Source organism: Enterobacter asburiae (assembly GCF_024599655.1).
In the GTDB taxonomy this organism is placed as follows: Bacteria; Pseudomonadota; Gammaproteobacteria; order Enterobacterales; family Enterobacteriaceae; genus Enterobacter; species Enterobacter asburiae_D.
Window position 1 is genome coordinate 3,627,676 of record NZ_CP102247.1, and the last position, 25,897, is coordinate 3,653,572.

A 25,897-nucleotide genomic window follows, 5' to 3' on the forward strand; every position below is an offset into this window, starting at 1 on the left:
GGGCGGCCCTGATACCTGAATTCCCCGCAGGTACATTCAGTGCCAGCCGAAACTGGCGTTGCGTTGCGCTCTACAACCCTTTATATCAAGGCGGTAACAGCCGTTTGATTACACCACCCGCGCAGGGATTGAGCAATCCATAAGAGCGGCATTCCTGCCTATGACTGTGATAGGTTGTGTCGAACATCATTCCGGAGCGTTATAAATTTATTTTTATTATAAAACTATCGCAATATATAAATAACAATTGTCATTTAAAACGTTCACGCCCTCTTCTAAGATAAAATTATCTTAATCACCTTTGAAGCGCTATTTCAATAATCTGACGTCGTGATATATTAAGATGAGTTTAATTTAAAATTAAGAGAGTTAACCGAAAGGATTGTAAATGGTTAACTTCAAACTATAGTTATCAGTGATGTGATAACCACAGCAAACACAGCATCCTCAGGACGAAACATGGCAAACCTCTACGACCTTAAAAAATTCGATCTTAATCTGTTAGTCATTTTCGAGTGCATTTACCAACATCTAAGTATCAGTAAAGCCGCCGAGACGCTGTATATCACGCCCTCAGCCGTGAGCCAGTCGCTGCAACGCCTGCGAGGACAACTCAACGATCCTCTTTTTATCCGTTCCGGTAAAGGGATCACGCCCACGACCGTCGGCGTCAATTTGCATCATCATCTGGAACAGAACCTGAACCAGCTTGAGCAGACTATCAACATCATGCACAGCAGCGGGTTGAAGAAAAATTTTGTCATTTACTGCCCGCAGTTTATGAGCACCAAAACGATGCTTGAGCCAATGAAGCTGCTCATGAACAAGTACAATTACTCCATTGAATTACATGATGTTTTTCTCGCTCCAGATTCCGCTGAAGATCTCCTGGCTTACCGAAAAGCCGATTTGATATTTTCTTTTGCCACCTCCAGCAGCCGCTCTATTGCCTCCAGCCTTTTCCATAAGCTGCCTTTTGTGCTCGTTTGTCGGAAGGACCATCCCCGCATGAGCGGAAATCCCACGCGTGAAGAGATTCTGAATGAAAATTTCACCGCCTACCTGAGCGATGAGAACAGCGTCAAAGACTACCAGGAAAAGGCTGAGAACCTGTTAACCGAAAGAAATATCGTTTACCGAAGCGACTCTTTTATATCCCTTCTGTCGGTGATCAGTTCATCCGACCTCATAGGGCTAGCGCCCACACCGGCCTTTGAACAATATGGTCCAGCGCTTAACCTGCGCAAAGTGGAAACAGACATTCATTTTCCCAGCATTGATATTTACATGATGTATAATCGTTCCGCGCTGAATAGCTCGGCATTCGCGAGTTTTATTGAAGAAATAACTTTACCGTGAGATGTTGGCGTGGTTCTCGCACAGAATGAGAACCACCTCTTTCAGAAACATACACCGTCGTTATAGAAACATTCAGCATAAACTTTATACACCTCATTAATTATTGACTGATATAATTCTCACTCTAGTATTGACACTAACGTCTGGTATTTATTCCTCAGGATGAGAATAAACATGTCAATTTATAAGTACCCTCTTAACCAGGATGTTCTTTCTGCGGCCCGGGAACGAATAAAATGGACCCTCGAGAATTTACCCAGAACCTGTGTCTCTTTTTCAGGAGGTAAAGACTCCACCGTCATGCTGCATCTGGTTGCCCGACAGGCGCGACAGATGAAAATAAAAATAGATGTTCTCTTTATCGACTGGGAAGCGCAGTTTTCCCATACCATTACCCACGTTGAGCATATGCGCGAGCTGTACAGCGATGTTATCGACCATTTCTGGTGGGTAGCACTTCCCCTGACAACGCAAAATTCCCTGTCGCAATTCCAGCCGGAATGGCAATGCTGGGAACCCGGTACCCGATGGGTCCGCCAGCCTCCTGACGATGCGATAACCGATCCCGCTTTTTTTCCCTTCTACCAGCCCGGCATGACGTTTGAAACTTTTGTCCGCAGTTTCTCCGACTGGTTTTCTCACAATCGCCCGGCGGCGGTGATGATTGGCATCCGCGCCGATGAGTCTTACAACCGTTTTCTGGCTATTGCGTCGGCGCGTAAGCAGCGCTTTGCCGATGATAAACCCTGGACGACTGTCGCCCCGGGCGGGCATGCCTGGTATGTTTATCCCCTCTACGACTGGAAAACAGCCGATATCTGGACCTGGTTCGCCAAATCGGGATGTTGCTATAACCCGCTCTATGACCTGATGTTCCAGGCCGGCGTGCCGCCCCGCTATATGCGTATTTGTGAGCCCTTCGGCCCGGAACAACGCCAGGGGCTATGGCTGTACCACGTTGTTGAGCCCGATCGCTGGGCGGCCATGTGCGAGCGCGTGAGCGGCGTGCGCAGCGGGGGAATTTACGCCGGGCACGATAACCATTTTTACGGCCACCGGAAAATCCTGAAACCCGAGCACCTATGCTGGCGCGAATATGCCATGCTGCTCCTCGACAGCATGCCGCAAAATACCGCTGAGCATTACCGCAATAAAATCGCCATTTATCTGCACTGGTATCAGAAGAGGGGCATAGAGGATATTCCCGATACGCAGGACGGTGATATCGGTGCCAAAGACATTCCCTCCTGGCGCCGTATTTGTAAGGTTATCCTTAATAACGACTACTGGTGCAGAGCGCTATCGTTCAGCCCAAATAAACCCAAACATTATCAGCGCTACAGCGACAGAGTGAAGGCAAAACGCAAGGAGTGGGGAATATTATGCGACAAAGACTAATCACCGAGATGGAAACGTACCTTCAGTCACTTCCCGAAGAGGATCGCATTAACGCCATAAATGCTTTTCGCGAAGCAATCCATAAAAACAGCCCTTTTCGCGAGCAACCGATAGACTGCGTCCTCTGGATCAGACAGGACGCTATTACCGCTAACGACTACAACCCCAATAACGTTGCCCCTCCAGAAAAGCGGCTGCTCAGTAAGTCGCTGGAACTCGATGGATTCACCCAACCTATCGTTGTGACAGAAAGTGAACCGCAGCACTACGAAATTGTGGATGGTTTTCATCGTCATGAAATCGGCAAAAACCGGGCAGCGCTGAAGCATCAGCTTAAGGGCTATCTCCCCATCACCTGCCTGCGCCAGGACCGGCAGGATAAACATAACCGTATGGCCGCAACCATTCGTCACAACCGGGCGCGGGGTCGGCACCAGATTAACGCCATGTCGGAGATCGTTCGCGAGCTGGTGCAGCTTGGCTGGAATGACGAGAGAATAGGCAAGGAGCTGGGAATGGACAGCGATGAAGTCTTGCGCCTCAAGCAAATCAACGGTCTGCTGGAGCTGTTTGCAGACCGCCGTTACTCAGAAGCCTGGACGGTGAAATAATCAGAGCGTGTTGAGACGCTCTGCCGCCGCCAGCAGCGTCGATTCCTGCTTCGCAAAGCAAAGACGGATCAGCCTGTGCGGGAAGGGATCGGCACAGAACACCGACAGCGGAATGGCGGCCACGCCCACCTCTTTCGTGAGCCACTGGCAAAAGCTGACGTCGTCGAGATCGGAAATTGCGCTGTAGTCGGCCAGCAGGAAGTAGGTCCCTTCACAGGGTAAAATCTCCAGACGGCTTTTGCTCAGCGCATTCACAAACAGATCCCGGCGTTTTCGATAGAAGTCCGGCAGCTCGCGGTAGTGCTCCGGCTCGGCGCGCAGCATATCCGCCAGCGCCAGCTGGGCGGGTGTGTTCACCGCAAAGGTCAGATACTGGTGCACTTTACGCAGCTCGGCGCTGATGGCGGCCGGTGCCACGCAGTATCCCACTTTCCAGCCGGTCATATGGTAGGTCTTGCCGAATGACGAGACGGCAATAGCGCGCTCGCGAAGCAGCGGATGGGCCAGCACGCTGGCGTGTCCCTCTTCGGCAAAGCAGATGTGCTCGTAGACTTCATCGCTCAGCACGTAAATTTCACGTTCGGCAATCGCCTGCCACAGCGCGGCGAAATCGGCTTTCTGCCACACCGTCGCTGACGGATTGTGCGGCGTATTCAGGATCACCAACCGGGTTTTGTCGCTCAGCAGTGCAGCAAACGCCTGCCAGTCAGGACGGAAATGCGGCGGCTGTAATGCCACGCGTTTCACCACGCCGCCGGAGAGTTCAACCGCAGGCGCATAGCTGTCGTAGCTCGGGTCAAAGCAGATAACTTCATCGCCCGCGCGAACCAGCGCGGTAATCGCCGCATACAGCGCTTCGGTCGCCCCTGCCGTCACCGTGATCTCGCTGTTCGCATCTGGCTTATGGCCATACAGCTCCGCCGTTTTATCCGCAATGGCTTCACGCAGCGCCTGCACGCCCGTCATCGGCGCATACTGATTCGCCCCCTGCGCCACGTGGTACGCCAGACGCTCCTGCAGATAGGTCGGGCCGTCGAAATCCGGGAATCCCTGCGAAAGGTTAATGGCGTTGTGCTGCTGCGCCAGGGCGCTCATCTGCGTAAAGATGGTGGTCCCGAGATTGGGAAGCTTACTCTGCGGAATCAATGCGTTATTGCTCATTGTGTCGTGCCTGCTTGTAATACTTATGTTGCTGCCACTATAACACGATGTTAGTCTTTGGCAATCAAGACGCTTAGACGTCTATACCATATGAATATTCCTGGCCGCGAGGGTAAAAGGAAATGACAGACAACCTGCAACTCACACATCTTGTCGACGCCTGCCGCTGGATTGGCGCCAAAGGCTGGGCACCCGCCACCGGCGGCAACATGTCGGTGCGTCAGGACGAACGCCTGTGCTGGCTCAGCGAATCCGGCAAAGACAAAGGCAGCCTGACGACGGAGGATTTTCTGCAGGTGGAGATTGCCACCAACCGCGCGCCCTCTGGCCGCAGGCCGTCGGCAGAGACCGGATTGCACACCCTCATCTATCGTCTGTTCCCGGAAGCCAACGCCGTCCTGCACGTGCATACCGTCAACGCCACGGTGCTGTCGCGTCTGGTGAAAGAAGCCGAACTCAACATCAGCGGCTTTGAAATGCAAAAATCCCTCACCGGGCAGACCACGCATCTGGATACGGTGGCTATCCCGGTCTTTGATAACGACCAGGACATCAACGCCCTCGCCTCCCGAATCGCCCATTACGCGCAGGAACGCCCGCTTAATTATGGTTTTCTTCTTCGCGGTCATGGCTTAACCTGCTGGGGACGCGATGTGGCCGAGGCCCGCCGTCATCTGGAAGGATTAGAATTCTTATTTGAATGCGAAATGCGTTTACGACAACTGGAGAGAGTATGATTCGCGCGATTGTGACGGATATTGAAGGCACCACCAGCGATATCCGTTTTGTCCATGATGTTTTGTTCCCCTACGCGCGTGAGCGGCTGGCGGCCTTCGTGACCGCGCAGCAGTACGCCGAGCCGGTCAAATCCATTCTGGACAACCTGCGTGATGAAATCGGCCACCCGCACGCCAGCGTCAGCGAGCTTATCGACGCCCTGTTTGCCTTTATGGATGAAGACCGCAAATCAACCGCGCTCAAAGCCCTGCAGGGAATCATCTGGCATGACGGCTACGTGAACGGCGACTTTACCGGCCACCTCTACCCGGACGTACTGCCTGCGCTGGAAAAGTGGAAAGCACAAGGGATTGATCTCTATGTTTATTCCTCAGGCTCCGTCTCCGCGCAGAAACTGTTATTTGGCTACAGCGATGAAGGTGATATTACTCATCTGTTCAGCGGCTATTTTGATACCCACATCGGCGCCAAGCGCGAGGTGCAGTCTTATCAAAACATTGCGACGCAAACGGGCATCGCCCCGTCGCAGATCCTGTTCCTGTCCGATATTCATCAGGAGCTGGACGCGGCTGAACAGGCAGGTTTTCGCACCCTGCAGCTGATTCGCGGCGATGATGACGGCGCAAGCCACCACCATCAGGTCCACCAGTTTGACGAGATTAATCCGGAGCAGATCCCTTCATGAGCGCATTGACCATTTATTCCGATAAAGACGCCAGTCAACACCAGTGGCACAGCACCGACGCCGCCGAGATCGCCCAGCAGCTCAACGCTAAAGGCGTGCGTTTTGAACGCTGGGCTGCGGATCGCGATTTAGGACACGATCCCGCGCCCGAAGCCGTGATCGAGGCGTATCAGCATGCCATCGACAGGCTGGTGGCGGAGAAAGGCTATCAGAGCTGGGACGTGATCAGCCTGCGCGCCGACAACCCGCAGAAAGAGGCGCTGCGCGCGAAGTTCCTGAACGAACACACCCACGGCGAAGACGAAGTGCGCTTCTTCGTAGAAGGCGCAGGGCTGTTTTGCCTGCACATTGGCGATGAGGTGTATCAGGTGCTGTGTGAGAAAAACGACCTGATTTCCGTGCCCGCGGGCACGCCGCACTGGTTTGATATGGGCTCAGAGCCGAACTTTACGGCGATCCGTATTTTCGATAACCCGGAAGGCTGGGTGGCCCAGTTTACGGGCGATGCAATCGCGGATGCGTATCCACGGTTAGCATAATCTTTTCTCCCTCTCCCTGTGGGAGAGGGCCGGGGTGAGGGCATCAGCGCGCACTACGCGTTAAGCCCTTTTGCATACCCCACCAGCTGATCCAGCACAATCCCCCACCCTTCGTGGAAGCCCATCTGTTCATGCTGCTCGCGGATTTCCTTCGTCGGATGGCGCGCAATCGCCGTGTAGCGGGTTTTGCCCTCGCCCACATCCTCCAGCAGCAGGATCGCCGTCATAAACGGTTTCTCCGCAGGTTTCCAGTCCTCCCCGTAACCGTCGGTAAAGACCAGCTTTTTACCGGGATCGATTTCAAGAAATACGCCCCGGTTATCCATTCGCTGCCCGTCCACCTCGAACACGGTGTTGAACCGCCCGCCCACGCGCAGGTCGAGGTCGCATTCGGTCACCTTATGGGGAGCAGGAATGAAGAAGTTTTTGATGTGCTCCGGCGTAGTCCAGCAGAGCCACAGCAGGTCGCGCGGTGCGTCCACCACGCGCTCCAGTTTTAAGTCTGTTTCAGGATCGAGCGTCACGATATTGTCCTCTCAAGGGAACCCCTTAAAGGATAGCCGGACTCAGGCGAATTTCCCGTTTGCCACCGCTTCCGGCGTGACCACGCCCGTGTCCAGCACCCAGCCGCTAATCAGCGAGGCTGGCGTAACGTCAAACGCCGGGTTATAGACCTGCGCGTTTTCCGGTGCCCACTGCACCGCGCCAAAGCTTCCGGCCACGCCCGTCACCTCGCTGGCGGCACGCTGCTCAATGGGGATAGCGTCACCGTTCGGGCAGTCCGGGTCGAGGGTCGTTTGCGGCGCGGCAACGTAGAACGGAATGCCGTGGAATTTCGCCAGCACCGCCAGAGAATAGGTGCCGATCTTGTTCGCCACGTCGCCGTTGGCGGCAATGCGGTCTGCGCCCACCCACACGGCGTCCACTTCCCCTTTCGCCATCAGGCTGGCGGCCATGGAGTCGGTAATCAGCTTGTACGGCACGCCCAGCTCGCCAAGCTCCCACGCGGTCAGTCTACCGCCCTGCAGCAGCGGACGGGTTTCATCCACCCAGACGCAGCTGACGTTGCCGTCCTGATGCGCGCGGGCAATCACGCCCAATGCGGTGCCAACGCCCGCCGTTGCCAGCCCGCCGGTGTTGCAGTGGGTAAGCAGACGGCTGCCGGGCTTAACCAGCGCGCTGCCGGCTCTCGCAATCGCGTCGCAAAGCCGTTTGTCTTCGTCAATCAGCCGCAGCGCTTCGGCCACCAGCGCCGGAACATAATCTTCCTGCCACAGCGCAATCTTCATGCGGTCGAGATTGTTCATCAGGTTCACCGCCGTCGGGCGGGATGCGCGCAGGGTTTCCAGCGCCGCCGCCAGCTCGTCGCGGCTTTTGCCGTTTTCCGCCAGCAGCGCCAGCAGCAGGCTTGCAGAGAGACCAATCAGCGGCGCGCCGCGCACCCGCAGGGCATGAATGTGCCCAACCAGCGCCTCGACCGTCGAGGCATCCAGCCAGCGTTTCTCCTGCGGAAGCGCCTGCTGGTCGAGAATAAAGAGCTGATTATCCGCCACCCGCAGGCTGGTCGTCTGTAATGTCTGCATGTCGTTAATTCCCTGTTGCGTTGTTGTAGCACATTGTGTCAGGATGAAATCCAGATGTATAGACGTCTACATGTCTTTATTAGCAAACCGTGAGGAACAGGCCATGTCGCAATACCGTACCTTTACCGCTCAGGACGCCGTGGAGTATGCCAGGCAGTTTGGCGGCCTTGATGACCCATCATCGCTGGTGGAGGCGCAGGAGGTAGGCGACGGCAACCTCAATCTGGTATTTAAAATTTTCGACAGCGCTGGCGTGAGCCGCATCATCGTCAAGCAGGCGCTGCCCTACGTGCGCTGCGTCGGCGAGTCCTGGCCGCTGACGCTGGACCGCGCCCGTCTTGAGGCGCAAACGCTGGTCGAGCACTACCGGCACAGCCCGCAGCACACCGTGAAAATCCACCACTTCGACCCGGAACTGGCGGTAATGGTGATGGAAGATCTCTCCAGCCATCGCATCTGGCGCGGCGAGCTGATCAACAACATTTACTACCCGCAGGCGGCGCAGCAGCTGGGCGAATACCTCGCGCACGCGCTGTTCCACACCAGCGATTTCTACCTGCACCCGCACGAGAAAAAAGCGCAGGTGGCGAAATTCATCAACCCGGAGATGTGCGAGATCACTGAAGATCTGTTCTTCAACGATCCGTATCAGATCCACGAGCGCAACAGCTACCCGACCGAGCTGGAAAATGACGTAGCGGCCCTGCGCGACGACGCCCAGCTAAAAATTGCCGTAGCCTCTCTGAAGCACCGTTTCTTTTCTCAGGCTGAAGCCCTGCTGCACGGCGATATCCACAGCGGGTCGATTTTTGTAGCCGACGGCAGCCTGAAGGCCATCGACGCCGAGTTCGGCTATTTCGGGCCGATTGGCTTTGACGTCGGCACCGCCATCGGTAACCTGCTGCTGAACTTCTGCGGCCTGCCGGGGCACCTTGGCATTCGCGATGCCGCCGCCGCACGCGAGCAGCGCCTGACCGATATTCAAGAGCTGTGGAACACCTTCGCAGAACGCTTCCAGGCGCTGGCTAACGAGAAAACGCGCGACGCCGCGCTCGGCGCACCGGGCTATGCCTCGGCGTTCCTGAAAAAGGTCTGGCATGACGCCATCGGGTTCTGCGGCACCGAGCTCATTCGCCGCAGCGTCGGGCTTTCCCACGTCGCGGATATTGACACCATCAAGGATGAAGCCATGCGCCACGAATGTCTGCGCCACGCGATAACGCTCGGTAAAGCGCTGATTGTCATTGCCGACCGCATCGACAGCGCGGAAGAGCTGGTGGCACGAGTGCGGCAGTACAGCTGATTGCATTTGGTTTTCTCCCTCTCCCTGTGGGAGAGGGCCGGGGTGAGGGCATCAAACCGCACTTACCCCAAATACTCAATCACCGACATCCCGCCGTTATAATCCGTGCTGTAAATAATCCCCTGCGCATCGACAAACACGTCGCACGACTGGATCACCTGCGGACGATTTGGCCGCGTGTCCATCATTCTCTCCGGCGCGGCGGGCACCAGCGCGCCGGTTTCCACCGGTCGATACGGATTGGAAATGTCGTACGCGCGCACGCCCGCGTTCTGATACGTCGCAAAAATCAGCGTCGAGCTGACGAAGCTCCCCGGCCGGTTCTCGTGCAGGTTGTGCGGGCCGAAGTGCGCCCCTTTCGCCACGTAGTCGGTTTCATCCGGCTGCGGGAAGGTCGAGATGCTGACCGGGTTCGACGGCTCGCGGATATCAAACAGCCAGATCAGCTTTTCGCCGTCCTGCTGGTTATCCAGCACCGCTTCGTCCAGCACCACCAGCAAATCGCGGTCCGGCAGCGGCAGCGCAGTGTGCGTCCCGCCGCCAAACGGCGGGCTCCAGTTGCGGTGACTAATCAGCTTCGGCCGGGTGCGGTCCTTCACGTCCAGCAGCGTCAGGCCGCCGTCGCGCCAGCTGCCGTAGGCGGTGTCGCCCGCGATAATCGCGTGGTGCAGCGCGTAGCGTTTGCCTTCCGGCCAGTTCGGCTTCTCCCCTTCGGCCTGGTTCATCCCCGGCAGCCACCAGCGCCCCGCCACTTCAGGCTTACGCGGGTCCGCCAGGTCGATGGTCAGGAAGATATAGTCGGTAAAGCCGTCGATCAGCGCAGACACGTAGGCCCAGCGGCCGCCGACGTACCAGATGCGGTGAATGCCGATGCCGCTCAGCGACAGAAATCCGATTTCGCGCGGCCTGTCCGGCGTGGAGATATCAAACACGCGCAGCCCGGCGCTCCATCCTTTGTCCTGCACGTCGCTGACGGTCTCCCCCACCTGCCGGGTGTAGTAGACCTTCTCGTCGGCAAAGCGGGCATCGGCAAACAGATCCCGGGCGTTAATCACCAGCAGCAGGTCGTCATGCGCCTGCAGGTGCACGTTCCAGGTGCCGGGCGGTGCGGGCACGAAGCCTGCCGCTTTCGGGTTCTTCGGGTCGCGCACGTCGACAATCGAAAAGCCCTGCGAAACCATATGGCCGATCCAGGCGAAACCGCGATGCACCATCAGCTGCACGCCGTCCGGACGACCGCCCTGGTCGCTATGGCCAATCAGCCGCATATTGCGGCTGTATTCGGGTTGAGGTAATGCAGACATAATGGAGTCCTTTCGCCGGGTGGCGGCTGCGCCTTACCCGGCCTACAACACCGTAGGCCCGGTAAGCGAAGCGCCACCGGGCATTATTTTGACCTGGCTTCCAGCGTGGCAAACCACGGCGCGATAAAATCTTCCGTCTGGCCCCAGCCCGGAATGATTTTCCCCAGAGACGCCACGTTCACCGGGCCCGGCTGGGCGGTCAGCAGCGCCTGCGGAATGGCGGCCGCTTTGAAATCGTAGGTTGCAGGCGTCGCTTCCCCGGCAATCTTGTTCGCCACCAGGCGCACGTTGGTCGCGCCAATCAGCTTCGGATCCACCGCCACGCTCACCTTCCACGAACTGCCCGGTTCGCGCATCAGCTGCAGATCCTGGTTAGAGATGTCGATGCTGTAGAGCTTGATCTCGGTGCGGCCGTTCTCCTTCAGCGCCTTATACGCGCCCTGGCTGAAGGCGTCCCACGTGCCCCAGATGGCGTCGATTTTGCCTTTCGGGTATTTCGCGAGGATCGCGCCCACCTTGTTGGCGGTATCCCCCTGCACGTCAGAGGACACTGCGCCGATGGACTCCAGCTCTTTGATGTCCGGATACTGCTTTTGCAGCTCTTTATAGGCCGCCTGACGGCGCTCCATCGGCGGGAAGCCCGCGACCCACAGCTTGACGATATTGGCCTTGCCGTTGAAATCTTTCGCCAGTTGCCCGAAGGAGAGGTTCGTCAGGGAGGCATCGTCCTGCTGGGTGACGGTCACGCCCGGGATCTCGCCGTTAACGGCGGTATCAAAAACGGCGACTTTAATACCGGCATCCACCGCTTTCTTCACCAGCGCGGTGGAGTACGGATCGCGCCCCTGAGACAGGATAATCCCGTCATATTTCTGGCTGATCGCCTGGTTCACGAAGTCCTGGAATTTGGCGTCATCCCCGTTGCTTAAAAAGGTGCTGACCTTAAAGCCGAGCTTTTTCCCTTCCTGAATTGCGCCGGCAATAAACTGCGTGGTGTTGTCGTCTGAGCCGAGGTTACGGATCACCGCGATGCGGATCGGGCCGTCATGGTTGGCAATGGCAGCCGGAAGCGGCGCGGGCGTAGCCGCGAAGCCTGGCAGAGCCGTGAGCAACCCAAGTGCTACCAAAGAGAGTGCAATCTTTTTCATTTTTTATCCCGTTGTGTTGTCAGCGTTTTTGTATGTAGGTAATCGCCAGTGCCACCGCGAGCACCAGCCCTTTTATAATGTCCATGGCGTAATACGGCACGGAGAGCATCACCAGCCCGTTCGACAGCACGCCGAGAATGACCGCTCCGACCAGGGTTCCCAGCGCGTTCGGCTTGCCTGAGCCTGCCAGCGAGAAGCCAATCCACGCCGCCGCCACCGCATCCATCAGGTATCCGCCGCCCGCATTCACCTGCGACGAACCAATGCGCGACGCCAGCAAAATCCCGCCCAGGCCCGCCAGCAGCGAGGCGATCACGTAGGCCGCCACCTTGTAGCGCGTGGTGCGAATGCCGGAGAGACGCGCCGCTTCGGGGTTGCCGCCAATGGCGTACATCCGGCGTCCGTGAGTGGTCAGCGAGAGGCCAAGCTGCGCCAGCACGGTTACCACCAGCATGACGATCACAATGGTCGGCACCTGCCCCAGCAGGCTGAACGTCGCCGGAATGGTCCCTTCCGCCATGTCGCCGCTCGGCAGCACCATGTTCTCGGTAATCGATCCGCCGTAGCTGTAGGTCATCGCCACGCCCTGAATGACAAACAGGCTGGCAAGCGTCGCGAGCATGTCCGGAATACGCAGGATGACGATCAGGAAAGCGTTAAACAGCCCCACCAGCGTGCAGAGCGCGAGGGTGATCAGAATCGACTCAGTGGTACCAAAGCCGTGCCAGACGAAAAGCGAAATCACCAGCGCGTTCGCCAGCGAGGCGGTGGATCCGACAGAGAGATCGAACCCGCCGATGGTCAATGAAATCGACACGCCAATGGCAATCACCGTCACGATGGCAATCGAGCGCAGAATGTTGATGATGTTGTTCGGATCGAGGAAGCTGTCCGACGCCAGGCCAAAGACGGCCACCAGCGCGACGATGGTTAACAGCATGCCCCACTTGTAGAGAAAATCGAAAATCTGCTGACGGCCAGACGCCGCCGCGTTCACTGAAAGGGCCTTGCTCACGACGCCGTTCCTCCGGTTGAATAATAAAGTAGTGTCTCTTCGCGGGCCTCGGCCCCGGCGATTTCCGCCACGATGCGCCCGTCCCACAGCACGCAGATGCGGTCGCACAGCCCGACCAGCTCGGCAAACTCGCCCGAGGCGTAAATCACCCCTTTGCCCTCGCGCGCCAGGCCGTCAATCAGCTGGAACAGGTCGGTTTTGGCCTTCACGTCCACGCCTTTGGTCGGCTCGTCGAATATCAGCACGCTGGCGTCATTGCGCAGCCATTTACCGATGGCGACCTTCTGCTGGTTGCCGCCGGATAAGCGGCGCAGCACCTGCCCCGGCCCACGGGCGCGCACGCCGACGCGGGCAATCACCTCTTCCGCCCAGCGCCACGCCTGACGATGGCCAAACAGGCTCCAGTGCGAGAAGCTGTTATCGGCGCACACGGCAAGGTTCATGCTCACCGGCTCGTCGATAAAAATGCCCTCTTTCCGCCGTTCCTCCGGCACCAGCGCCAGACCGCGCAACACGGAGTCGGCCGGATCGCGCGGCTGCCAGGACTGATGATTCAGCTCGCCGCGCGCCACGCGGCTTTTGGTGGCGCCAAACAGCGCCTTGCAGAGTTCGGTTTTCCCTGCGCCCGCCAGCCCGGCAATCCCGAGAATTTCGCCTTTGCGCAAGTGCAGGGAGATGTCTTTCAGCAGCGCATCGTCATGCAGACCTTCCACCCGCAGCAGCGTTTCGTCGCCGTGCGGCGGTCGCGCGGGCGGATAGATATCGCTCAGCACGTGGCCGAGCATCTTCTCGACGATCGCTTCACCGCTAAGATCGGCCATCGGACCGGACTCGATCAGCTTGCCGTCACGCAGCACCGTTAAGGTGTCGCAGATGGCCTTCAGCTCGTGAATGCGATGGGAGATAAACACCACGCCGATGCCCTGCTGCTTTAAACGTCTCACCACCGCAAACAGGCGCTCGCTCTCTTGCGCATCCAGCGGCGCGGTGGGTTCATCAAGAATCAAAAAACGGCAGTGGTGGGACAAGGCGCGTGCCAGCAAAATCTGCTGCTTTTCGGCCAGCGAACAGCCGTCGATGGAACGGCGTACGTCCAGAGAGACATCCAGCTGCGCCAGCGCCTGTCTCGCCTGCTGGCGGATTGCGCGCCAGTTGAAGCGATGCCCCGGCTGCGCCAGCTGGTCGAGCATGATGTTCTCGGCGATGCTTAACCCCGGGATCAGCGCCACGTCCACCTCCTGCTGTACGAGGTGGATCCCCAGCCGTTTGGCATCAAGCGGTTCGCGGATCGTCACCGGCTGGTTGTTAATGCTTATCTCGCCCTCATAGTGGTCGTGCGTGCCGCACAGCACCGCCATCAGGGTCGATTTGCCCGCGCCGTTGGCACCGGTCAGCGCATGTACGGACCCGCCGGTTAAGGTGAAATTCACGCGCGACAGCGCCTGAAAGCCGGAAAAGGCCAGGCTGATACCGCGCATCTCAAGGCGACTGGAAACCATCCGCGTAAATCCTTCATTACTCTTCTGATTTATCGAATTTTTCACAGCTCCGGTTGACTGACAACGACGGAAAAGGCATAAGATAAAGCGAAATATTATTAGCCATCCGGATGTCCAGACATAACATCGGGTTAGCGCTTGCTAAAAAAGGACAACACCATGAGCAACACCGATATCCGCGTCGTGCCTGGCCCGGCGAACTACTTCTCTCATACCGGAAGCCTTGCGCAGCTGGATAACTTCTTTACTCCGGAACAGCTTTCCCGCGCGGTGTGGATCTACGGCGAGCGCGCTATCGAAGGCGCGCGCCCTTTCCTGCCGGAGAGCTTTAACGCGCCGGGGGCGAAACGCCTGCTGTTTAAAGGCCACTGCAGCGAGCGCGACGTCACCCATCTGGTGAATGAATCCGGCAGCGACGCCAGCGTGGTGATTGGCGTCGGCGGCGGTGCGGTGATGGATACCGTGAAGGCCGTGGCGCGCCGCTTAGGGGTACCGTTCGTGGGCATCCCCACCATTGCCGCCACCTGCGCGGCCTGGACCCCACTCTCCGTCTGGTACAACGATGCCGGTCAGGCGCTGCATTTTGAGATCTTCGACGACGCCAACTTCCTGGTGCTGGTGGAGCCGCAGATCGTCCTTAACGCCCCGGCGGAATATCTGCTGGCGGGCATCGGCGATACGCTGGCGAAGTGGTACGAAGCGGTGGTGTTGGCACCTGAGCCGGAGAACCTGCCGCTGACCGTGCGGCTGGGCATCAACGGCGCGCTGGCGATCCGCGACGTGCTGCTGGCGCGCAGCGAAGAGGCGCTTGCCGACCAGCTGCGCGGTGACCAGACGCAGGCGTTCCGGGACGTGGTAGATGCGATTATCGCCGGTGGCGGGATGGTCGGCGGCCTGGGCGAACGCTATACGCGCGTGGCGGCGGCGCATGCGGTGCACAACGGCTTAACCGTGCTACCGCAGACGGAAAAATACCTGCACGGCACCAAGGTAGCCTACGGCATTCTGGTGCAGAGCGCCCTGCTCGGCCAGGACGACGTGCTGGCGCAGCTGGTGGCGTCGTATCAGCGCTTTAACCTGCCGACCACGCTTCGCGAGCTGGACGTCGACATCAATAACCGCGACGAGCTGGATCGGGTCATCGCCCATACCCTGCGCCCGGTGGAGTCGATTCACTATCTGCCGGTTGCGTTAACGCCTGACGTTCTGCGCGCCGCGTTTGAGAAGGTGGAATCCTTCCGCCGTTAATTGCGCCGAACGTCTATACCTAATGATGATTCTCACCACTCTCGTAACGAGGTCATCATGCAGATCGATTTAACAGGTAAAAAGGCGCTGGTTACCGGTGCCAGCCGCGGGCTGGGTCGGGCTATTGCACTCTCGCTGGCGCGCGCCGGTGCGGATGTGATTATTACGTATGAAAAATCGGCCGATAAAGCCCAGGCGGTCGCCGATGAGATTAAGGCGCTGGGACGACACGGCGAAGCCGTACAGGCGGACAGCGCCAGCGCGCAGGCGATTCAGGATGCCGTCACCCATGCGGCGCGTTCCCTTGGCGGGCTGGATATTCTGGTCAATAACGCCGGGATCGCGCGCGGCGGCCCGCTGGAATCCATGACGCTGGCGGATATTGACGCGCTTATCAACGTCAACATTCGCGGCGTGGTAATCGCCATTCAGGAAGCGCTGGTGCACATGTCCGACGGCGGACGCATCATCAACATCGGCAGCTGTCTGGCGAACCGCGTGGCGCAGCCGGGTATCGCCGTTTACTCGATGACCAAATCGGCCCTTAACTCCCTCACCCGCGGGCTGGCCCGTGATTTAGGGCCGCGCGGCATTACCGTTAACCTGGTCCACCCCGGCCCCACCAACAGCGATATGAACCCGGAAGACGGCGAACAGGCTGACTCTCAGCGTCAGCTTATTGCGTTGGGTCATTACGGCCAGCCGGAAGACGTCGCGGCGGCGGTCACGTTTCTCGCCAGCCCGCTTGCCGGGCAGATCTCCGGAACCGGTCTGGACGTGGACGGCGGTTTGAACGCCTGATCGCATATTTCCTGCAAGCCTCTGTCGCCCGGCAGAGGCGTTTCCGAGCGCCCTCGACGGTTCGCGTTTTGCCGCTTTCTCCCGTTTTTTCTCCGCTCTACAGTACCCCATTAGAAATTCGGAATTTATCTAATAGTCTTATTATTTTCTTATATTTTGTGTGGGCGTACAGTGGAGGTACGGATGAAGATTGTCTGGTCCAATGGTGCAAAGAAGGCGTTTTCAAAGATTGACGAGCGGTATCAGCGTCGCATTGAGGTAAAGCTTGCTGAGCTGGATGACCGCTCGGCTCCCCGGCCCGATATCAAAAAAATATCGGCGACAGAAGATCATTTCCGGCTACGCGTTGGCGATTACCGCATCATCTATACGCTTCGTGGCGATCCCGATGACCATTGTTATGTTTTGGTCGTCAAGCGAAGAACTTCAACGACTTACCTGCATGAGGAGAGTGCCAACTATGGCTGTACAGCTAATCAAGGACGATAACGGGAAAACGCAGTACGTCGTTATTCCCTATCACGAATATTTTCGTATGCTCTTACAGATGGCAGAAATTGACGACGAAACCGACGACGATCTGGAGGATATTGAGGTCGAACACGATAGTCTTGATGACGTGGAATTGCCTGGGGAAGTCTGCAGCATCATGACCTGGCAGAACGTCAGCCTGCAGGCCGCGTGGCGTATCCTGCGCGGCATGTCCCAGCAGGAGGTGGCGGAAAAACTCGGCATCACCCAGTCCGCCGTGTCACAGCTGGAAGCGCTGGACTCCCGTCCGCAAAAGCGCACCCGCGAAAAGCTGGCGGCAATTTATGGCTGCAAGCAGGAGCAGATCAGCCTCTATTTACCGAAAGAGGGCTAACAGCACTTCGCCCCGCCCTTGCCGCCGTAGCGGGCGTCCTGACGGTCGCGGAAAAATTCTTCGTAGGTCATGGGCGTCTGGTCCGGATGGTTGACGCGCATATGCTCGACGTAGTTGTCGTAGTCCGGCACGCCAATCATCATTTTGGCAGCCTGGCCCAGGTACTTACCTGCTTTGGAAAGGGTGTCGAACATAATTCTGGTCTCACAGGAAATGTAGGCCGGGTAAGCGCTAGCGCCACCCGGCACACAGGTTAATGCGCCCCTTTGGCCTGGGTGACAATCTCTTCCAGGTTTTCAGGCATCGGCTCGTACGGCGTCTCTTTCGCCGTTGGCTTGTCGTTTTTCAACGCCGCCAGCGCGGTCTTGAGAGAATACAACGCCAGCACCACGACCACCACCATAAAGAAGATAGTCAGCCCGGCATCCAGACGGTTGTTAAACACCAGCTGCGACAGCTGCGACTCGTTGTACTGCGCCGGGATCTTGCCGCTGTCGATCATCGCCTGGAACTTGTTGGCGATCGCCAGGAAGCCCACCTTGTTGTCCGGGCTGAAGGCTTTCTGCCAGCCCGCCGTCAGGGTACAGATCAGCAGCCATGCGGTTGGCACTAATGCCACCCAGGCGTAACGCTGGCGCTTCATTTTGAACAGCACCACCGCGCAGAGCATCAGCGCCATGCCTGCCAGCATCTGGTTGGCGATACCGAACAGCGGCCACAGGGTGTTAATCCCGCCCAGCGGATCGACCACGCCCTGGTGCAGGAAATAGCCCCACGCCAGCACGCACAGCGCCGTTGCCAGCAGGTTCGCCGGGAGCGAATCGGTACGCTTCAGGTTCGGCGAGATCACGCCCAGCAGGTCCTGGAGCATAAAGCGCGCCGCGCGGGTTCCCGCATCCACCGCCGTCAGGATAAACAGCGCCTCGAACAGGATGGCGAAGTGATACCAGAAGGAGACGTCCATCAGCCCGCCCAGCGCGCCGTGCAGGATGTAGGCCATCCCCACTGCCAGCGTCGGCGCCCCGCCCGCACGGGAGATAATCGACTGCTCGCCCACTTCACTGGCGATGCTCGTCAACGTATCAGGGGTAATCGCAAAGCCCCAGCCGCTCACCACCTGCGCGGCGGACGCCACCACGTCAACGGTTCCGGCAGGCGCCAGCACCGCCATCGGGCTGTTCATCGCGAAGTACACGCCCGGATCGATGATACAGGCCGAGACCAGCGCCATGATGGCCACGAAAGACTCCATCAGCATGCCGCCGTAGCCGATCAGGCAAGCCTGATTTTCATTCGCCAGCATCTTCGGCGTGGTGCCGGAGGCAATCAGCGCGTGGAAGCCGGACACCGCACCGCAGGCGATGGTGATAAACAGGAACGGGAACAGGTTACCGGTCCAGACCGGGCCGGTGCCGTCAATAAATTTGGTCAGCGCGGGCATGGTCAGGGTCGGGCGCATAATCAGAATGCCGATCGCCAGCCCGATGATGGTGCCGATTTTCAGGAAGGTGGAGAGGTAGTCACGCGGAGCCAGCAGCAGCCACACCGGCAGCACCGCCGCCACAAAGCCGTAGCCCACCAGCATCCAGGTCAGCTGCACGCCGGTAAAGTCGAAGAACGGTGCCCAGGTTGGGCTTTCCGCCACCCAGCCGCCGGAGATAATGGCGAACACCAGAAATACCAGACCAATCACCGACACTTCACCAATGCGCCCCGGGCGCAGATAGCGAATGTAGATCCCCATAAACAGCGCCAGCGGAATGGTGAAGGCAACGGTATAGGTTCCCCACGGGCTGTGGGTCAACGCTTTCACCACGATCATCGCCAGCACCGCGAGGATGATCACCATAATCATAAAGGTCGCCACCAGTGCAATCACCCCGGCGGTTGCCCCCATCTCCTCTTTCACCAGCTCACCCAGCGAACGCCCGTCGCGGCGGGTGGAGACGAACAGCACCATAAAGTCCTGCACCGCGCCCGCCAACACCACGCCCGCGAGGATCCAGATCATCCCAGGCAGGTACCCCATCTGCGCCGCCAGCACCGGCCCCACCAGCGGGCCCGCCCCGGCAATCGCCGCAAAGTGGTGGCCAAACAGCACCTTTTTGTCGGTCGGCACGTAGTCCAGCCCGTCGTTATGGCGGACGGCAGGCGTCATGCGCGTCGCGTCAACGCCTAATACGTTCTTCGCGATATAGCGGCCATAAAAACGGTACGCGATCAGATAAATGCAGACGGAGGCGACGACGATCCAGAGCGCATTGATCTGTTCCCCCCGGTTGAGGGCGATATAGCCCAGGGCAAAGGCTCCCACAACGGAGAGCCCTGCCCATGTAAGGTATTTCCCTGAGTTGTTCATAGTGGTTATCCGTTGTTGTGAAACAGTGAGATGTTACATTTTGTTTCTAGAACAACCGGAAAAATTTAACAACTTTGAAACGCAATAATGCGTGGTCAAACCAGACATTTACACCACATTGTTAAGCCGATCACTTTCGCGACGTCCTCGGTCACACTTTTGCCTTTTTCAGCCAGACGCGGCCTTACGGAATGATTTGTATCATTTTTTTTGCTCATAACCTCGCCAGAATGATCCTGCGCAATCGCGCGCTTACAAGGAAAAGGATATGAACAGTTCTGTACCTCAGGATCATAAGGTCGGGCCGGGCGCGTACTTCGCCCTGGCGTTTGCAGCCGTTTTCTTCTCTGGCCTGTTAGGCGGAAAAGAGTGGTACGGCGTCTTTGATTTCACCACCCTCAACGGTGCGTTTGGCAAAGTGGTCAGTAAAGCCAGCCTGGATGACGGCACCCTGACGACAGCCAGCAGCGCCTTTCGCGGCACCGACGGCAGCGGCGCGATGGACGGATTTCTCTTCGCGCTCGGTTTAATTCCCGCGGTGATGTTCGCGCTGGGGATGATCAACGTGCTGGAGCACTACGGCGCGCTGCGTGCCGCCCGCAAACTCTTAACCCCGCTGCTGCGCCCGCTGCTGGGCATTCCCGGCACCACCGGGCTGGCGCTGATCGGCAGCCTGCAAAGCACCGACGTGGGCGCGTCGCTGACCCGTAACCTGTCTGACGAAGGGCAAATCAGCGAAAAAGAGAAAGACGTTTTCGCCATGTTCCAGTTCTCCGCCGGGGCGATGATCACCAACTTTTTCTCTTCCGGGGCGATCCTCTTCACGCTGGTCGCCGTTGACGGCACGGCGGCGGTTCCCACGTCCATCGGGGCCTGTATCGCCGTCATGTTCATCATGAAGATCGTGGGCGCAAATCTGCTGCGATTGATCCTGTCCTTCACCCGTAAAGGAGACGCCGCATGAGTGCCCCACAGTCTAACCCCGTGATTACCGATGTCTTCGTCGAAGGCGCGCGCAAGGGCTGGAGCATTGCCACCAGCAGCACCCTGCCCAACGTGGTGATGGCGTTTATCATCATTAAAGCGCTGGAAATCACCGGTGCCCTGAAAGGGCTGGGCATGATCTTCGCCCCATTGATGGGCCTGTTCGGCCTGCCGGGTGAGGCCGCCGCCGTGCTGATCGGAGGCTGGATGTCGATGGGCGGCGGGATCGGCGTCGCCATCGGCCTGTTTGATAAAGGCATTATCACCGGCGAACACCTGGCGATCCTGGCACCCGCCATCTACCTGATGGGCTCGCAGGTGCAGTATCTGGGCCGCATTCTGGGCGTGATCGGCACCCGCGCCAAACGTATCCCGCTGATGATCGCCATCTCGGTCGTCAACGCGTTTTTAGCCATGCTGCTGATGCGCATTATTCTCTGAACAGGACGTGAACATGAATCTTGACCACTATATTGAAGAGCTGAAAACCCTGGTGAACGTGGACTGCGGCACCCAGACCATTGCGGGCGTTGCCGCCGTGGCAGGCGTTATGCAGCAGCTCTGGCAGCGCGAGGGCTGGCACACCGAGCAGGTGAATCTGGGCGATAAGGTGGGCCCGGGCGTGTTCGTCAGCAACAAGCCGCAGGCGGAACGCTTTGACGTGCTGCTGGTCGGGCACCTGGATACCGTGTTTGCGCCCGGTACCGTCGCCGAGCGCCCGATGAGCGAGGACGATACCCGCCTGTACGGCCCCGGCGTCTCGGATATGAAGAGCGGACTTCTGAATATTTTGTGGGCGATGCGCGGGCTCGACGCAGCGGACAACGATCGTCTCGCGATTGCCGTGGCGATGAACCCGGATGAAGAGACCGGCTCGGTGCATTCCCACGAATGGATCGGCGAGCTGGCTAAGCGTTCCCGCTGCGTGCTGGTCTGCGAAGCCGCCCGCGCCGACGGTTCGCTGGTGAAAGCGCGTAAAGGGATGGCGGGCTATCACCTCACCTTCAGCGGCGTGGCGGCGCACGCGGGTAACGACCCGGAGAAAGGCCGCTCGGCAATTACCGCCCTGGCAAAAAGCGTTATCGCCATTAATGCGCTAACCGACTGGGATCGCGGCACCACGCTCAACGTCGGGGTGATTCACGGCGGCAGCGCGGCCAACGTGGTGGCGGATAACGCCGTAGCCGAACTCGACGTACGCTTCTGGGAAAACGACGAGTACGACCGGGTGAACCAGGCGCTGGAGGCGTTATGTGAAAAAGGCTTTTTAAACGGCGTGACCACGACGCTTGCGCGGGTGAATCACAAACCGGCGATGGCAGCCAGCGTTGCGACCCAGGCCCTGATGCAGCAGGTTGAAGCAGCAGGAAAAGCGGAGGGTATCGACATCACCTGGCAGGCGGTCGGCGGCGGCAGCGACGCCAACCACACCGCCGCGCTGGGCATCCCGACGCTCGACGGACTGGGGCCAATTGGCGCCGGGTTCCACAGCCCCGCGGAATGGCTGGATAAAGCGTCCATTGAGCCGAGAATTCGTTTGTTAAAGCGGATCGTCTCGACATTGTAAACGCCGGGTGGCGGCTTCGCCTTACCCGGCCTACACCTTACGCGTAGGCCCGGTAAGCGAAGCGCCACCGAGCAATTCTGCACCGTTCAACCCAACACCATCGTACTCAACCGGCAGGTGCAGCACCGCCGCCCCTGCTCGTCGAATACCACAATCTCCCAGCTCTGGGTGGAGCGGCCCAGATGCAGCGGCTGGCACACCCCGCGCACCTTACCGTGGGAGACCGCGCGATGATGTGTAGCGTTCAGCTCCGTCCCCACCACGCTCTGCCCGTCGCGGGTCATCAGAAAACCGGCCATTGAGCCCAGCGTCTCCGCCAGCGCCGCCGAGGCCCCGCCGTGCAGCAGGCCAAACGGCTGGTGGGTGCGCGCATCCACCGGCATCTCCGCTTCCAGCGTGTCGTCGCCGATACGGGTATAGACGATGCCGAGATGCGCCACTAGGGTGTTCAGGCTGGTCGCGTTCAGCTCCTCGAGCGGTAAATGACGTTTCCAGATCATTTTACGCTCCCAGCGTGGAGCCGCCGTCCACCACGATATCCTGCAGGGTGATATGGCTGGCGGCATCGGACGCCAGGAACAGCACCGTGCTGGCAATCTCCTGCGGACGGGCGATTTTGCCCAACGGAATGCCGAGCTTAAACTGCTCGCCAAAGCCGCGAATACGCTGCTGCTCCGCGTCGTCGCGGGTCCACAGGGTGCGCTGCATATCGGTGTCCGTTGAGCCCGGCGACACCAGGTTACAGCGCACGCCGCTGCCCGCCAGCTCCAGCCCGACGGTCAGGGCCAGGCTTTTCAGCGCCGCCTTCGAGGCGCCGTAGGCGCTCATGCCGATGCGCGGCGTGTGCGCCGCGTCGGACGCCACGGTGACTATCGCCCCGCCCTGCTGACGGCGGAACTGGCCCATCGTCTGCTGGAACAGGTTGAACGCGCCGCCGACGTTGACCGCGAAGGTCTGCTGCCAGTCCTCCTGCGAGAGCTGGTCCGTCGCCCCCATGCGCAGAATACCCGCCGCGTTGACCAGCACGTCCAGCCGCTCAAGGGTATTAAGCAAACGCCCACACGCATCGCTGACCTGAGCAAAATCCGCCACGTCCAGCGTTTCGGTGGCGAACGGATAATCACCCAGCGGAAACGCCAGATCGAAGCCGGTCACCTGCGCGCCCGCCTCCACAAACGCCAGCGCCGTCGCGTAGCCTATCCCCTTCCCCGCGCCCGTCACCCAGACGGTTTTGCCGGTAAAATCAAAACCCATCACTTCACCTCGCGGGAGAGCAGCGCCCACCAGGCGTCGATTGTTGGATTTTTTGCCAGCATCACGAAATCAATGTCGCCGTGCACTTTGCGCCAGCGGGCGGCCAGCGCCATCATGCGCACCGAGTCCAGGCCGTAGTCGATCAGGTTTTCGTCATCCATCGGCTCGTCGGACTCATCCAGCAGCGGCAGGATCAGCTCGCGCAGCGCGGCTTTGGTCGCCGGAACGGACGGCAGCAGCTCGTCGGTCATCACCACGCGGCCCGAGCGTCCGGCCACGTAGTTGAGCGACATCAGGTGCTCGTCGCGGGTGAAATCCGCCAGCGCGTCGGCGATAAAGAACGGCTTGATGTCGCGCATGAAGGCATCGGTGGCGGTGGTCATGCAGCCGATGTGGGCGTAGACGCCGGTAATCAGCAGCTGGTTGCGGCCCGTCTCTTTCAGCATCTGCTCCAGCGGCGAGCGGTGAAACGCGCTGTAGCGCCACTTCACCAGCACCGTATCCGCTTCGTCCGGCGTCAGTTCAGCGACGATACGCTGCTGCTCCGGCGAGCGGGTCAGGCCCGGCCCCCACATGTCGTTCAGCAGGGCGCGGTCTTCATCGCTCTGCTCTTTCGGCTGGGCGGTGTAGTAGACCGGAATATGGTGCGCTTTGCAGTAAGCGCGCAATTTAGCGATGTTCGCCACCACCTGCTGCATCATCGCGCTGTTTTCGCCCCAGAAGTTCAGGAAATATTCCTGCATATCGTGGATTAGCAGCGCGGCGCGTTCCGGCTCAAACGCCCAGTTTACTTTATTCGTCGGCAGCTCTGCGGCGGTCGGCAGCGCGTAAGCGGTTAATTTTGGAATGGCCATGTTCTGTTCCTCAGCCCCGGGCGCGTTCAGCAAGCCACAGGCGCAACTGTTTCTTATCGACTTTTCCGACCGGCGTCAGCGGGAGCGCATCCACGCTCTCCACGCGGTCCGGCAGCTTGAATTCGGCAACGCCCTGCTCGCGCAGGAAGCGACGCACCTCGACCGCGCGCAGGGGCTGTTTCACCACCAGATACGCGCAGCTTTTTTCGCCCAGCAGGCTGTCCTCCATGCTCACCAGCGCGGCGTGGATCACCGACTCGTGGCGCAGCAGCAGGTTTTCGATCTCTTCGGCGGCGATCTTCTCCCCGCCGCGGTTGATCTGATCCTTCTCGCGCCCCTGCACGGTGATGTAGCCCTGCTCGTCAATGGCAATCAGATCGCCGGAGCAGTAAAAGCCGTCGGCGTCAAAGGCGCTGGCGTTGTGTTCTGGGCTGTTGAAATAGCCGCGGAAGGTATACGGTCCGCGCGTCATCAGACGCCCGACCTCACCGCGCGGCAGCGGGTTGCCGTGCTCGTCCGCCACCCACACTTCGTCGTCCGGGCACATCGGGCGGCCCTGGGTGTTGATGATGCGCTCTGGCGCGTCGTCGAGCGCCGTGTAGTTCACCAGCCCTTCCGCCATGCCGAACACCTGCTGAAGCTGGCAGCCGATTTCCGCCGGAATGCGCGCCGCGAGCGTGGCGGAGAGGCGTGCGCCCCCCACCTGCAGCAGCCTGAGGGAAGTGAGCTGCGCGTTCCCCGCGCCGTCGGCAATCGCCTGCAGCCACAGGCTCACCGCCGGGGGGACCAGCGAGGTGACGTTGATCTGATGCCGTTCAATCAGCGGGAAGCAGAGCGTGGCGCTCGGATCGTTCGCCAGCACCACGCAGCCGCCCGCGGTGAAGACGCCTAACGATCCCGGCGAGCTCATGGCGTAGTTATGCGCCGCGGGCAACGCGTTCAGGTAACGCGTTTCGGCGGTGATGCCGCAGATCTCGTTGCTGCGGCGAATGCTGTAGTCGTAATCGTTGTGCGTGCGCGGGATCAGCTTCGGCGTGCCGGTGCTGCCGCCGGAGAGCTGGAAGAAGGCCACCTCGTCGGCGGGCGTCGGGTTCGGGATAAAGTTGTCCGCCGGACGCGCAATCGCCGCTTCCAGGGCGTGGTCACCCTTATCGCCGCGCAGGAGTACGACGCGTGCCGAGCGGTGTTCATCCACAAATGCGTTGAGGAAGTCATCGCCCGCGAACAGGGCGTGGTCGCGATCGGCAATCAGCACGGCGGGTTTGATCTGCTCCGCGTAGGCGTTCAGCTCGCTGCGCTGATGGCTAAAGAGCGCGTTCACCGGCGCGACGCCGATCTGCAGCAGCGCGAAGAAGGTGATGTAGAACTCGGCCACGTTGCCGAGCTGCACCAGCGCGGTCTCGCCGCGGTGCAGCCCCTGCGCCTGAAGGGCGGACGCGAGGTTGTTCACCGCCTGATTAAACGCGCGGTAGGTAATGTGCCGCTCGCCGTCGATTATCGCCACGGCATCGCTGTCCGCGCGATCCGTCAGGATGTGGGTCAACGGCCGATCCTGCCAGTAGCCTTTTTCGCGGTAGCGGCGGGCGAATTCCTCAGGCCAGCGGGTAAAGGGAATGGTCATG

27 protein-coding genes are annotated in these 25,897 nt (G+C 59.3%); 14 read left to right on the plus strand and 13 right to left on the minus strand.

Annotation, left to right across the window (positions count from 1 at the left end; all coding sequences use genetic code 11):
* The first annotated feature begins 459 nt into the window (after window positions 1-459).
* The 3 genes from citR to NQ230_RS17345 all read left to right on the plus strand — a co-directional run bounded on the left by citR (window position 460) and on the right by NQ230_RS17345 (window position 3,368).
* Window positions 460-1,359 (plus strand): DNA-binding transcriptional repressor CitR, encoded by a 900-nt coding sequence (citR, locus tag NQ230_RS17335; protein ID WP_257258395.1) that lies wholly within the window; start codon window positions 460-462, stop codon window positions 1,357-1,359.
* 174 nt (window positions 1,360-1,533) lie between these two features.
* Window positions 1,534-2,757, plus strand: a complete 1,224-nt coding sequence (locus NQ230_RS17340) for a phosphoadenosine phosphosulfate reductase (RefSeq protein ID WP_257258396.1) — start codon at window positions 1,534-1,536, stop codon at window positions 2,755-2,757.
* Window positions 2,742-3,368 (plus strand): IbrB-like domain-containing protein, encoded by a 627-nt coding sequence (locus tag NQ230_RS17345; protein ID WP_121425472.1) that lies wholly within the window; start codon window positions 2,742-2,744, stop codon window positions 3,366-3,368. The genes NQ230_RS17340 and NQ230_RS17345 overlap by 16 nt, the downstream gene beginning before the upstream one ends.
* Here the strand turns inward: NQ230_RS17345 and NQ230_RS17350 are convergent, their stop codons facing one another.
* Window positions 3,369-4,529, minus strand: coding sequence for a pyridoxal phosphate-dependent aminotransferase (locus NQ230_RS17350; RefSeq protein WP_121425473.1), 1,161 nt, complete (start codon window positions 4,527-4,529; stop codon window positions 3,369-3,371).
* Window positions 4,530-4,651: 122 nt separating this feature from the next.
* On the opposite strand from NQ230_RS17350, the gene NQ230_RS17355 reads away from it, so the two are divergent.
* The 3 genes from NQ230_RS17355 to NQ230_RS17365 are packed head-to-tail and all read left to right on the plus strand — an operon-like array spanning window position 4,652 to window position 6,491.
* Window positions 4,652-5,266 (plus strand): methylthioribulose 1-phosphate dehydratase, encoded by a 615-nt coding sequence (locus NQ230_RS17355; RefSeq protein ID WP_257258399.1) that lies wholly within the window; start codon window positions 4,652-4,654, stop codon window positions 5,264-5,266.
* A complete protein-coding gene (gene mtnC, locus NQ230_RS17360) occupies window positions 5,263-5,952 on the plus strand; it encodes an acireductone synthase (protein ID WP_257258400.1) in 690 nt (229 codons plus the stop codon). Before NQ230_RS17355 ends, mtnC begins: the two co-directional genes overlap by 4 nt.
* Window positions 5,949-6,491: a 1,2-dihydroxy-3-keto-5-methylthiopentene dioxygenase gene (locus NQ230_RS17365; protein ID WP_193940244.1), complete on the plus strand. Its 543-nt coding sequence runs from the start codon at window positions 5,949-5,951 to the stop codon at window positions 6,489-6,491. The genes mtnC and NQ230_RS17365 overlap by 4 nt, the downstream gene beginning before the upstream one ends.
* 53 nt (window positions 6,492-6,544) lie before the next feature.
* Here NQ230_RS17365 and NQ230_RS17370 read toward each other — a convergent pair whose 3' ends face one another.
* Together NQ230_RS17370 and mtnA are read right to left on the minus strand one after the other, a co-directional pair.
* The gene (locus NQ230_RS17370; RefSeq protein ID WP_121425475.1) at window positions 6,545-7,015 is read right to left on the minus strand and encodes an SRPBCC family protein; all 471 of its coding nucleotides are present in this window, start codon (window positions 7,013-7,015) and stop codon (window positions 6,545-6,547) included.
* Between the two features lie 42 nt (window positions 7,016-7,057).
* Window positions 7,058-8,074: an S-methyl-5-thioribose-1-phosphate isomerase gene (gene mtnA, locus NQ230_RS17375; RefSeq protein ID WP_257258404.1), complete on the minus strand. Its 1,017-nt coding sequence runs from the start codon at window positions 8,072-8,074 to the stop codon at window positions 7,058-7,060.
* Window positions 8,075-8,177: 103 nt separating this feature from the next.
* Here mtnA and mtnK point away from each other — a divergent pair, with 103 nt between their 5' ends.
* On the plus strand, window positions 8,178-9,377 hold the full coding sequence (gene mtnK / locus NQ230_RS17380; protein ID WP_121425477.1) for an S-methyl-5-thioribose kinase: 1,200 nt from the start codon (window positions 8,178-8,180) through the stop codon (window positions 9,375-9,377).
* Window positions 9,378-9,439: 62 nt separating this feature from the next.
* Here the strand turns inward: mtnK and NQ230_RS17385 are convergent, their stop codons facing one another.
* The 4 genes from NQ230_RS17385 to NQ230_RS17400 form a co-directional block, all read right to left on the minus strand.
* On the minus strand, window positions 9,440-10,681 hold the full coding sequence (locus tag NQ230_RS17385) for an LVIVD repeat-containing protein (RefSeq protein WP_201283057.1): 1,242 nt from the start codon (window positions 10,679-10,681) through the stop codon (window positions 9,440-9,442).
* A gap of 83 nt (window positions 10,682-10,764) precedes the next feature.
* A complete protein-coding gene (locus NQ230_RS17390) occupies window positions 10,765-11,829 on the minus strand; it encodes a sugar ABC transporter substrate-binding protein (protein WP_159513638.1) in 1,065 nt (354 codons plus the stop codon).
* A gap of 19 nt (window positions 11,830-11,848) precedes the next feature.
* Window positions 11,849-12,844, minus strand: coding sequence for an ABC transporter permease (locus tag NQ230_RS17395; RefSeq protein WP_257258410.1), 996 nt, complete (start codon window positions 12,842-12,844; stop codon window positions 11,849-11,851).
* A complete protein-coding gene (locus tag NQ230_RS17400) occupies window positions 12,841-14,343 on the minus strand; it encodes a sugar ABC transporter ATP-binding protein (protein WP_257258413.1) in 1,503 nt (500 codons plus the stop codon). Before NQ230_RS17400 ends, NQ230_RS17395 begins: the two co-directional genes overlap by 4 nt.
* 159 nt (window positions 14,344-14,502) lie before the next feature.
* On the opposite strand from NQ230_RS17400, the gene NQ230_RS17405 reads away from it, so the two are divergent.
* The 4 genes from NQ230_RS17405 (at window position 14,503) to NQ230_RS17420 (ending at window position 17,257) form a co-directional block, all read left to right on the plus strand.
* Window positions 14,503-15,591, plus strand: a complete 1,089-nt coding sequence (locus tag NQ230_RS17405; RefSeq protein WP_257258415.1) for an oxidoreductase — start codon at window positions 14,503-14,505, stop codon at window positions 15,589-15,591.
* Window positions 15,592-15,648: 57 nt separating this feature from the next.
* On the plus strand, window positions 15,649-16,392 hold the full coding sequence (locus NQ230_RS17410) for an SDR family NAD(P)-dependent oxidoreductase (protein ID WP_063143210.1): 744 nt from the start codon (window positions 15,649-15,651) through the stop codon (window positions 16,390-16,392).
* Window positions 16,393-16,575: 183 nt separating this feature from the next.
* Window positions 16,576-16,881, plus strand: a complete 306-nt coding sequence (locus NQ230_RS17415) for a type II toxin-antitoxin system RelE family toxin (RefSeq protein ID WP_257258417.1) — start codon at window positions 16,576-16,578, stop codon at window positions 16,879-16,881.
* A complete protein-coding gene (locus NQ230_RS17420) occupies window positions 16,853-17,257 on the plus strand; it encodes a helix-turn-helix domain-containing protein (protein ID WP_029740113.1) in 405 nt (134 codons plus the stop codon). Before NQ230_RS17415 ends, NQ230_RS17420 begins: the two co-directional genes overlap by 29 nt.
* Here NQ230_RS17420 and NQ230_RS17425 read toward each other — a convergent pair.
* Window positions 17,254-17,451 (minus strand): YbdD/YjiX family protein, encoded by a 198-nt coding sequence (locus NQ230_RS17425; protein ID WP_006809671.1) that lies wholly within the window; start codon window positions 17,449-17,451, stop codon window positions 17,254-17,256. The genes NQ230_RS17420 and NQ230_RS17425 overlap by 4 nt on opposite strands.
* Before the next feature lie 59 nt (window positions 17,452-17,510).
* Entirely contained in the window at window positions 17,511-19,616 is a 2,106-nt protein-coding gene (cstA, locus tag NQ230_RS17430; protein ID WP_257258420.1) for a pyruvate/proton symporter CstA, read from the minus strand.
* 268 nt (window positions 19,617-19,884) lie between these two features.
* Here cstA and NQ230_RS17435 point away from each other — a divergent pair, with 268 nt between their 5' ends.
* The 3 genes from NQ230_RS17435 to NQ230_RS17445 are packed head-to-tail and all read left to right on the plus strand — an operon-like array spanning window position 19,885 to window position 22,167.
* A complete protein-coding gene (locus NQ230_RS17435) occupies window positions 19,885-20,580 on the plus strand; it encodes a nucleoside recognition domain-containing protein (protein WP_257258421.1) in 696 nt (231 codons plus the stop codon).
* A complete protein-coding gene (locus NQ230_RS17440) occupies window positions 20,577-21,041 on the plus strand; it encodes a YjiG family protein (RefSeq protein WP_010428441.1) in 465 nt (154 codons plus the stop codon). Before NQ230_RS17435 ends, NQ230_RS17440 begins: the two co-directional genes overlap by 4 nt.
* Before the next feature lie 13 nt (window positions 21,042-21,054).
* Window positions 21,055-22,167 carry a M20 family metallopeptidase gene (locus tag NQ230_RS17445; RefSeq protein ID WP_257258422.1) on the plus strand — a complete coding sequence of 371 codons (1,113 nt, stop codon included), beginning with the start codon at window positions 21,055-21,057 and terminating at the stop codon, window positions 22,165-22,167.
* 86 nt (window positions 22,168-22,253) lie between these two features.
* Here the strand turns inward: NQ230_RS17445 and entH are convergent, their stop codons facing one another.
* The 4 genes from entH to entE are packed head-to-tail and all read right to left on the minus strand — an operon-like array spanning window position 22,254 to window position 25,896.
* Entirely contained in the window at window positions 22,254-22,667 is a 414-nt protein-coding gene (gene entH / locus NQ230_RS17450; protein WP_063143215.1) for a proofreading thioesterase EntH, read from the minus strand.
* A 1-nt stretch (window position 22,668) separates the two neighbouring features.
* Window positions 22,669-23,421, minus strand: a complete 753-nt coding sequence (gene entA, locus NQ230_RS17455) for a 2,3-dihydro-2,3-dihydroxybenzoate dehydrogenase EntA (protein ID WP_228057785.1) — start codon at window positions 23,419-23,421, stop codon at window positions 22,669-22,671.
* Window positions 23,421-24,275, minus strand: a complete 855-nt coding sequence (locus NQ230_RS17460) for an isochorismatase (protein ID WP_257258424.1) — start codon at window positions 24,273-24,275, stop codon at window positions 23,421-23,423. The genes entA and NQ230_RS17460 overlap by 1 nt, the downstream gene beginning before the upstream one ends.
* 10 nt (window positions 24,276-24,285) lie before the next feature.
* A complete protein-coding gene (gene entE / locus NQ230_RS17465; protein WP_257258425.1) occupies window positions 24,286-25,896 on the minus strand; it encodes a (2,3-dihydroxybenzoyl)adenylate synthase EntE in 1,611 nt (536 codons plus the stop codon).
* Between the last annotated feature and the right edge of the window lies 1 nt (window position 25,897).

Bases quoted from the DNA above. Each gene is read 5' to 3' on its own strand.
- citR (WP_257258395.1), top strand. From the start codon at position 460: ATGGCAAACCTCTACGACCTTAAAAAATTCGATCTTAATCTGTTAGTC.
- NQ230_RS17340 (WP_257258396.1), top strand. From the start codon at position 1,534: ATGTCAATTTATAAGTACCCTCTTAACCAGGATGTTCTTTCTGCGGCC.
- NQ230_RS17345 (WP_121425472.1), top strand. From the start codon at position 2,742: ATGCGACAAAGACTAATCACCGAGATGGAAACGTACCTTCAGTCACTT.
- NQ230_RS17350 (WP_121425473.1), bottom strand. From the start codon at position 4,529: ATGAGCAATAACGCATTGATTCCGCAGAGTAAGCTTCCCAATCTCGGG.
- NQ230_RS17355 (WP_257258399.1), top strand. From the start codon at position 4,652: ATGACAGACAACCTGCAACTCACACATCTTGTCGACGCCTGCCGCTGG.
- mtnC (WP_257258400.1), top strand. From the start codon at position 5,263: ATGATTCGCGCGATTGTGACGGATATTGAAGGCACCACCAGCGATATC.
- NQ230_RS17365 (WP_193940244.1), top strand. From the start codon at position 5,949: ATGAGCGCATTGACCATTTATTCCGATAAAGACGCCAGTCAACACCAG.
- mtnA (WP_257258404.1), bottom strand. From the start codon at position 8,074: ATGCAGACATTACAGACGACCAGCCTGCGGGTGGCGGATAATCAGCTC.
- mtnK (WP_121425477.1), top strand. From the start codon at position 8,178: ATGTCGCAATACCGTACCTTTACCGCTCAGGACGCCGTGGAGTATGCC.
- NQ230_RS17385 (WP_201283057.1), bottom strand. From the start codon at position 10,681: ATGTCTGCATTACCTCAACCCGAATACAGCCGCAATATGCGGCTGATT.
- NQ230_RS17390 (WP_159513638.1), bottom strand. From the start codon at position 11,829: ATGAAAAAGATTGCACTCTCTTTGGTAGCACTTGGGTTGCTCACGGCT.
- NQ230_RS17400 (WP_257258413.1), bottom strand. From the start codon at position 14,343: ATGGTTTCCAGTCGCCTTGAGATGCGCGGTATCAGCCTGGCCTTTTCC.
- NQ230_RS17405 (WP_257258415.1), top strand. From the start codon at position 14,503: ATGAGCAACACCGATATCCGCGTCGTGCCTGGCCCGGCGAACTACTTC.
- NQ230_RS17410 (WP_063143210.1), top strand. From the start codon at position 15,649: ATGCAGATCGATTTAACAGGTAAAAAGGCGCTGGTTACCGGTGCCAGC.
- NQ230_RS17415 (WP_257258417.1), top strand. From the start codon at position 16,576: ATGAAGATTGTCTGGTCCAATGGTGCAAAGAAGGCGTTTTCAAAGATT.
- NQ230_RS17420 (WP_029740113.1), top strand. From the start codon at position 16,853: ATGGCTGTACAGCTAATCAAGGACGATAACGGGAAAACGCAGTACGTC.
- NQ230_RS17425 (WP_006809671.1), bottom strand. From the start codon at position 17,451: ATGTTCGACACCCTTTCCAAAGCAGGTAAGTACCTGGGCCAGGCTGCC.
- cstA (WP_257258420.1), bottom strand. From the start codon at position 19,616: ATGAACAACTCAGGGAAATACCTTACATGGGCAGGGCTCTCCGTTGTG.
- NQ230_RS17435 (WP_257258421.1), top strand. From the start codon at position 19,885: ATGAACAGTTCTGTACCTCAGGATCATAAGGTCGGGCCGGGCGCGTAC.
- NQ230_RS17440 (WP_010428441.1), top strand. From the start codon at position 20,577: ATGAGTGCCCCACAGTCTAACCCCGTGATTACCGATGTCTTCGTCGAA.
- NQ230_RS17445 (WP_257258422.1), top strand. From the start codon at position 21,055: ATGAATCTTGACCACTATATTGAAGAGCTGAAAACCCTGGTGAACGTG.
- entH (WP_063143215.1), bottom strand. From the start codon at position 22,667: ATGATCTGGAAACGTCATTTACCGCTCGAGGAGCTGAACGCGACCAGC.
- entA (WP_228057785.1), bottom strand. From the start codon at position 23,421: ATGGGTTTTGATTTTACCGGCAAAACCGTCTGGGTGACGGGCGCGGGG.
- NQ230_RS17460 (WP_257258424.1), bottom strand. From the start codon at position 24,275: ATGGCCATTCCAAAATTAACCGCTTACGCGCTGCCGACCGCCGCAGAG.
- entE (WP_257258425.1), bottom strand. From the start codon at position 25,896: ATGACCATTCCCTTTACCCGCTGGCCTGAGGAATTCGCCCGCCGCTAC.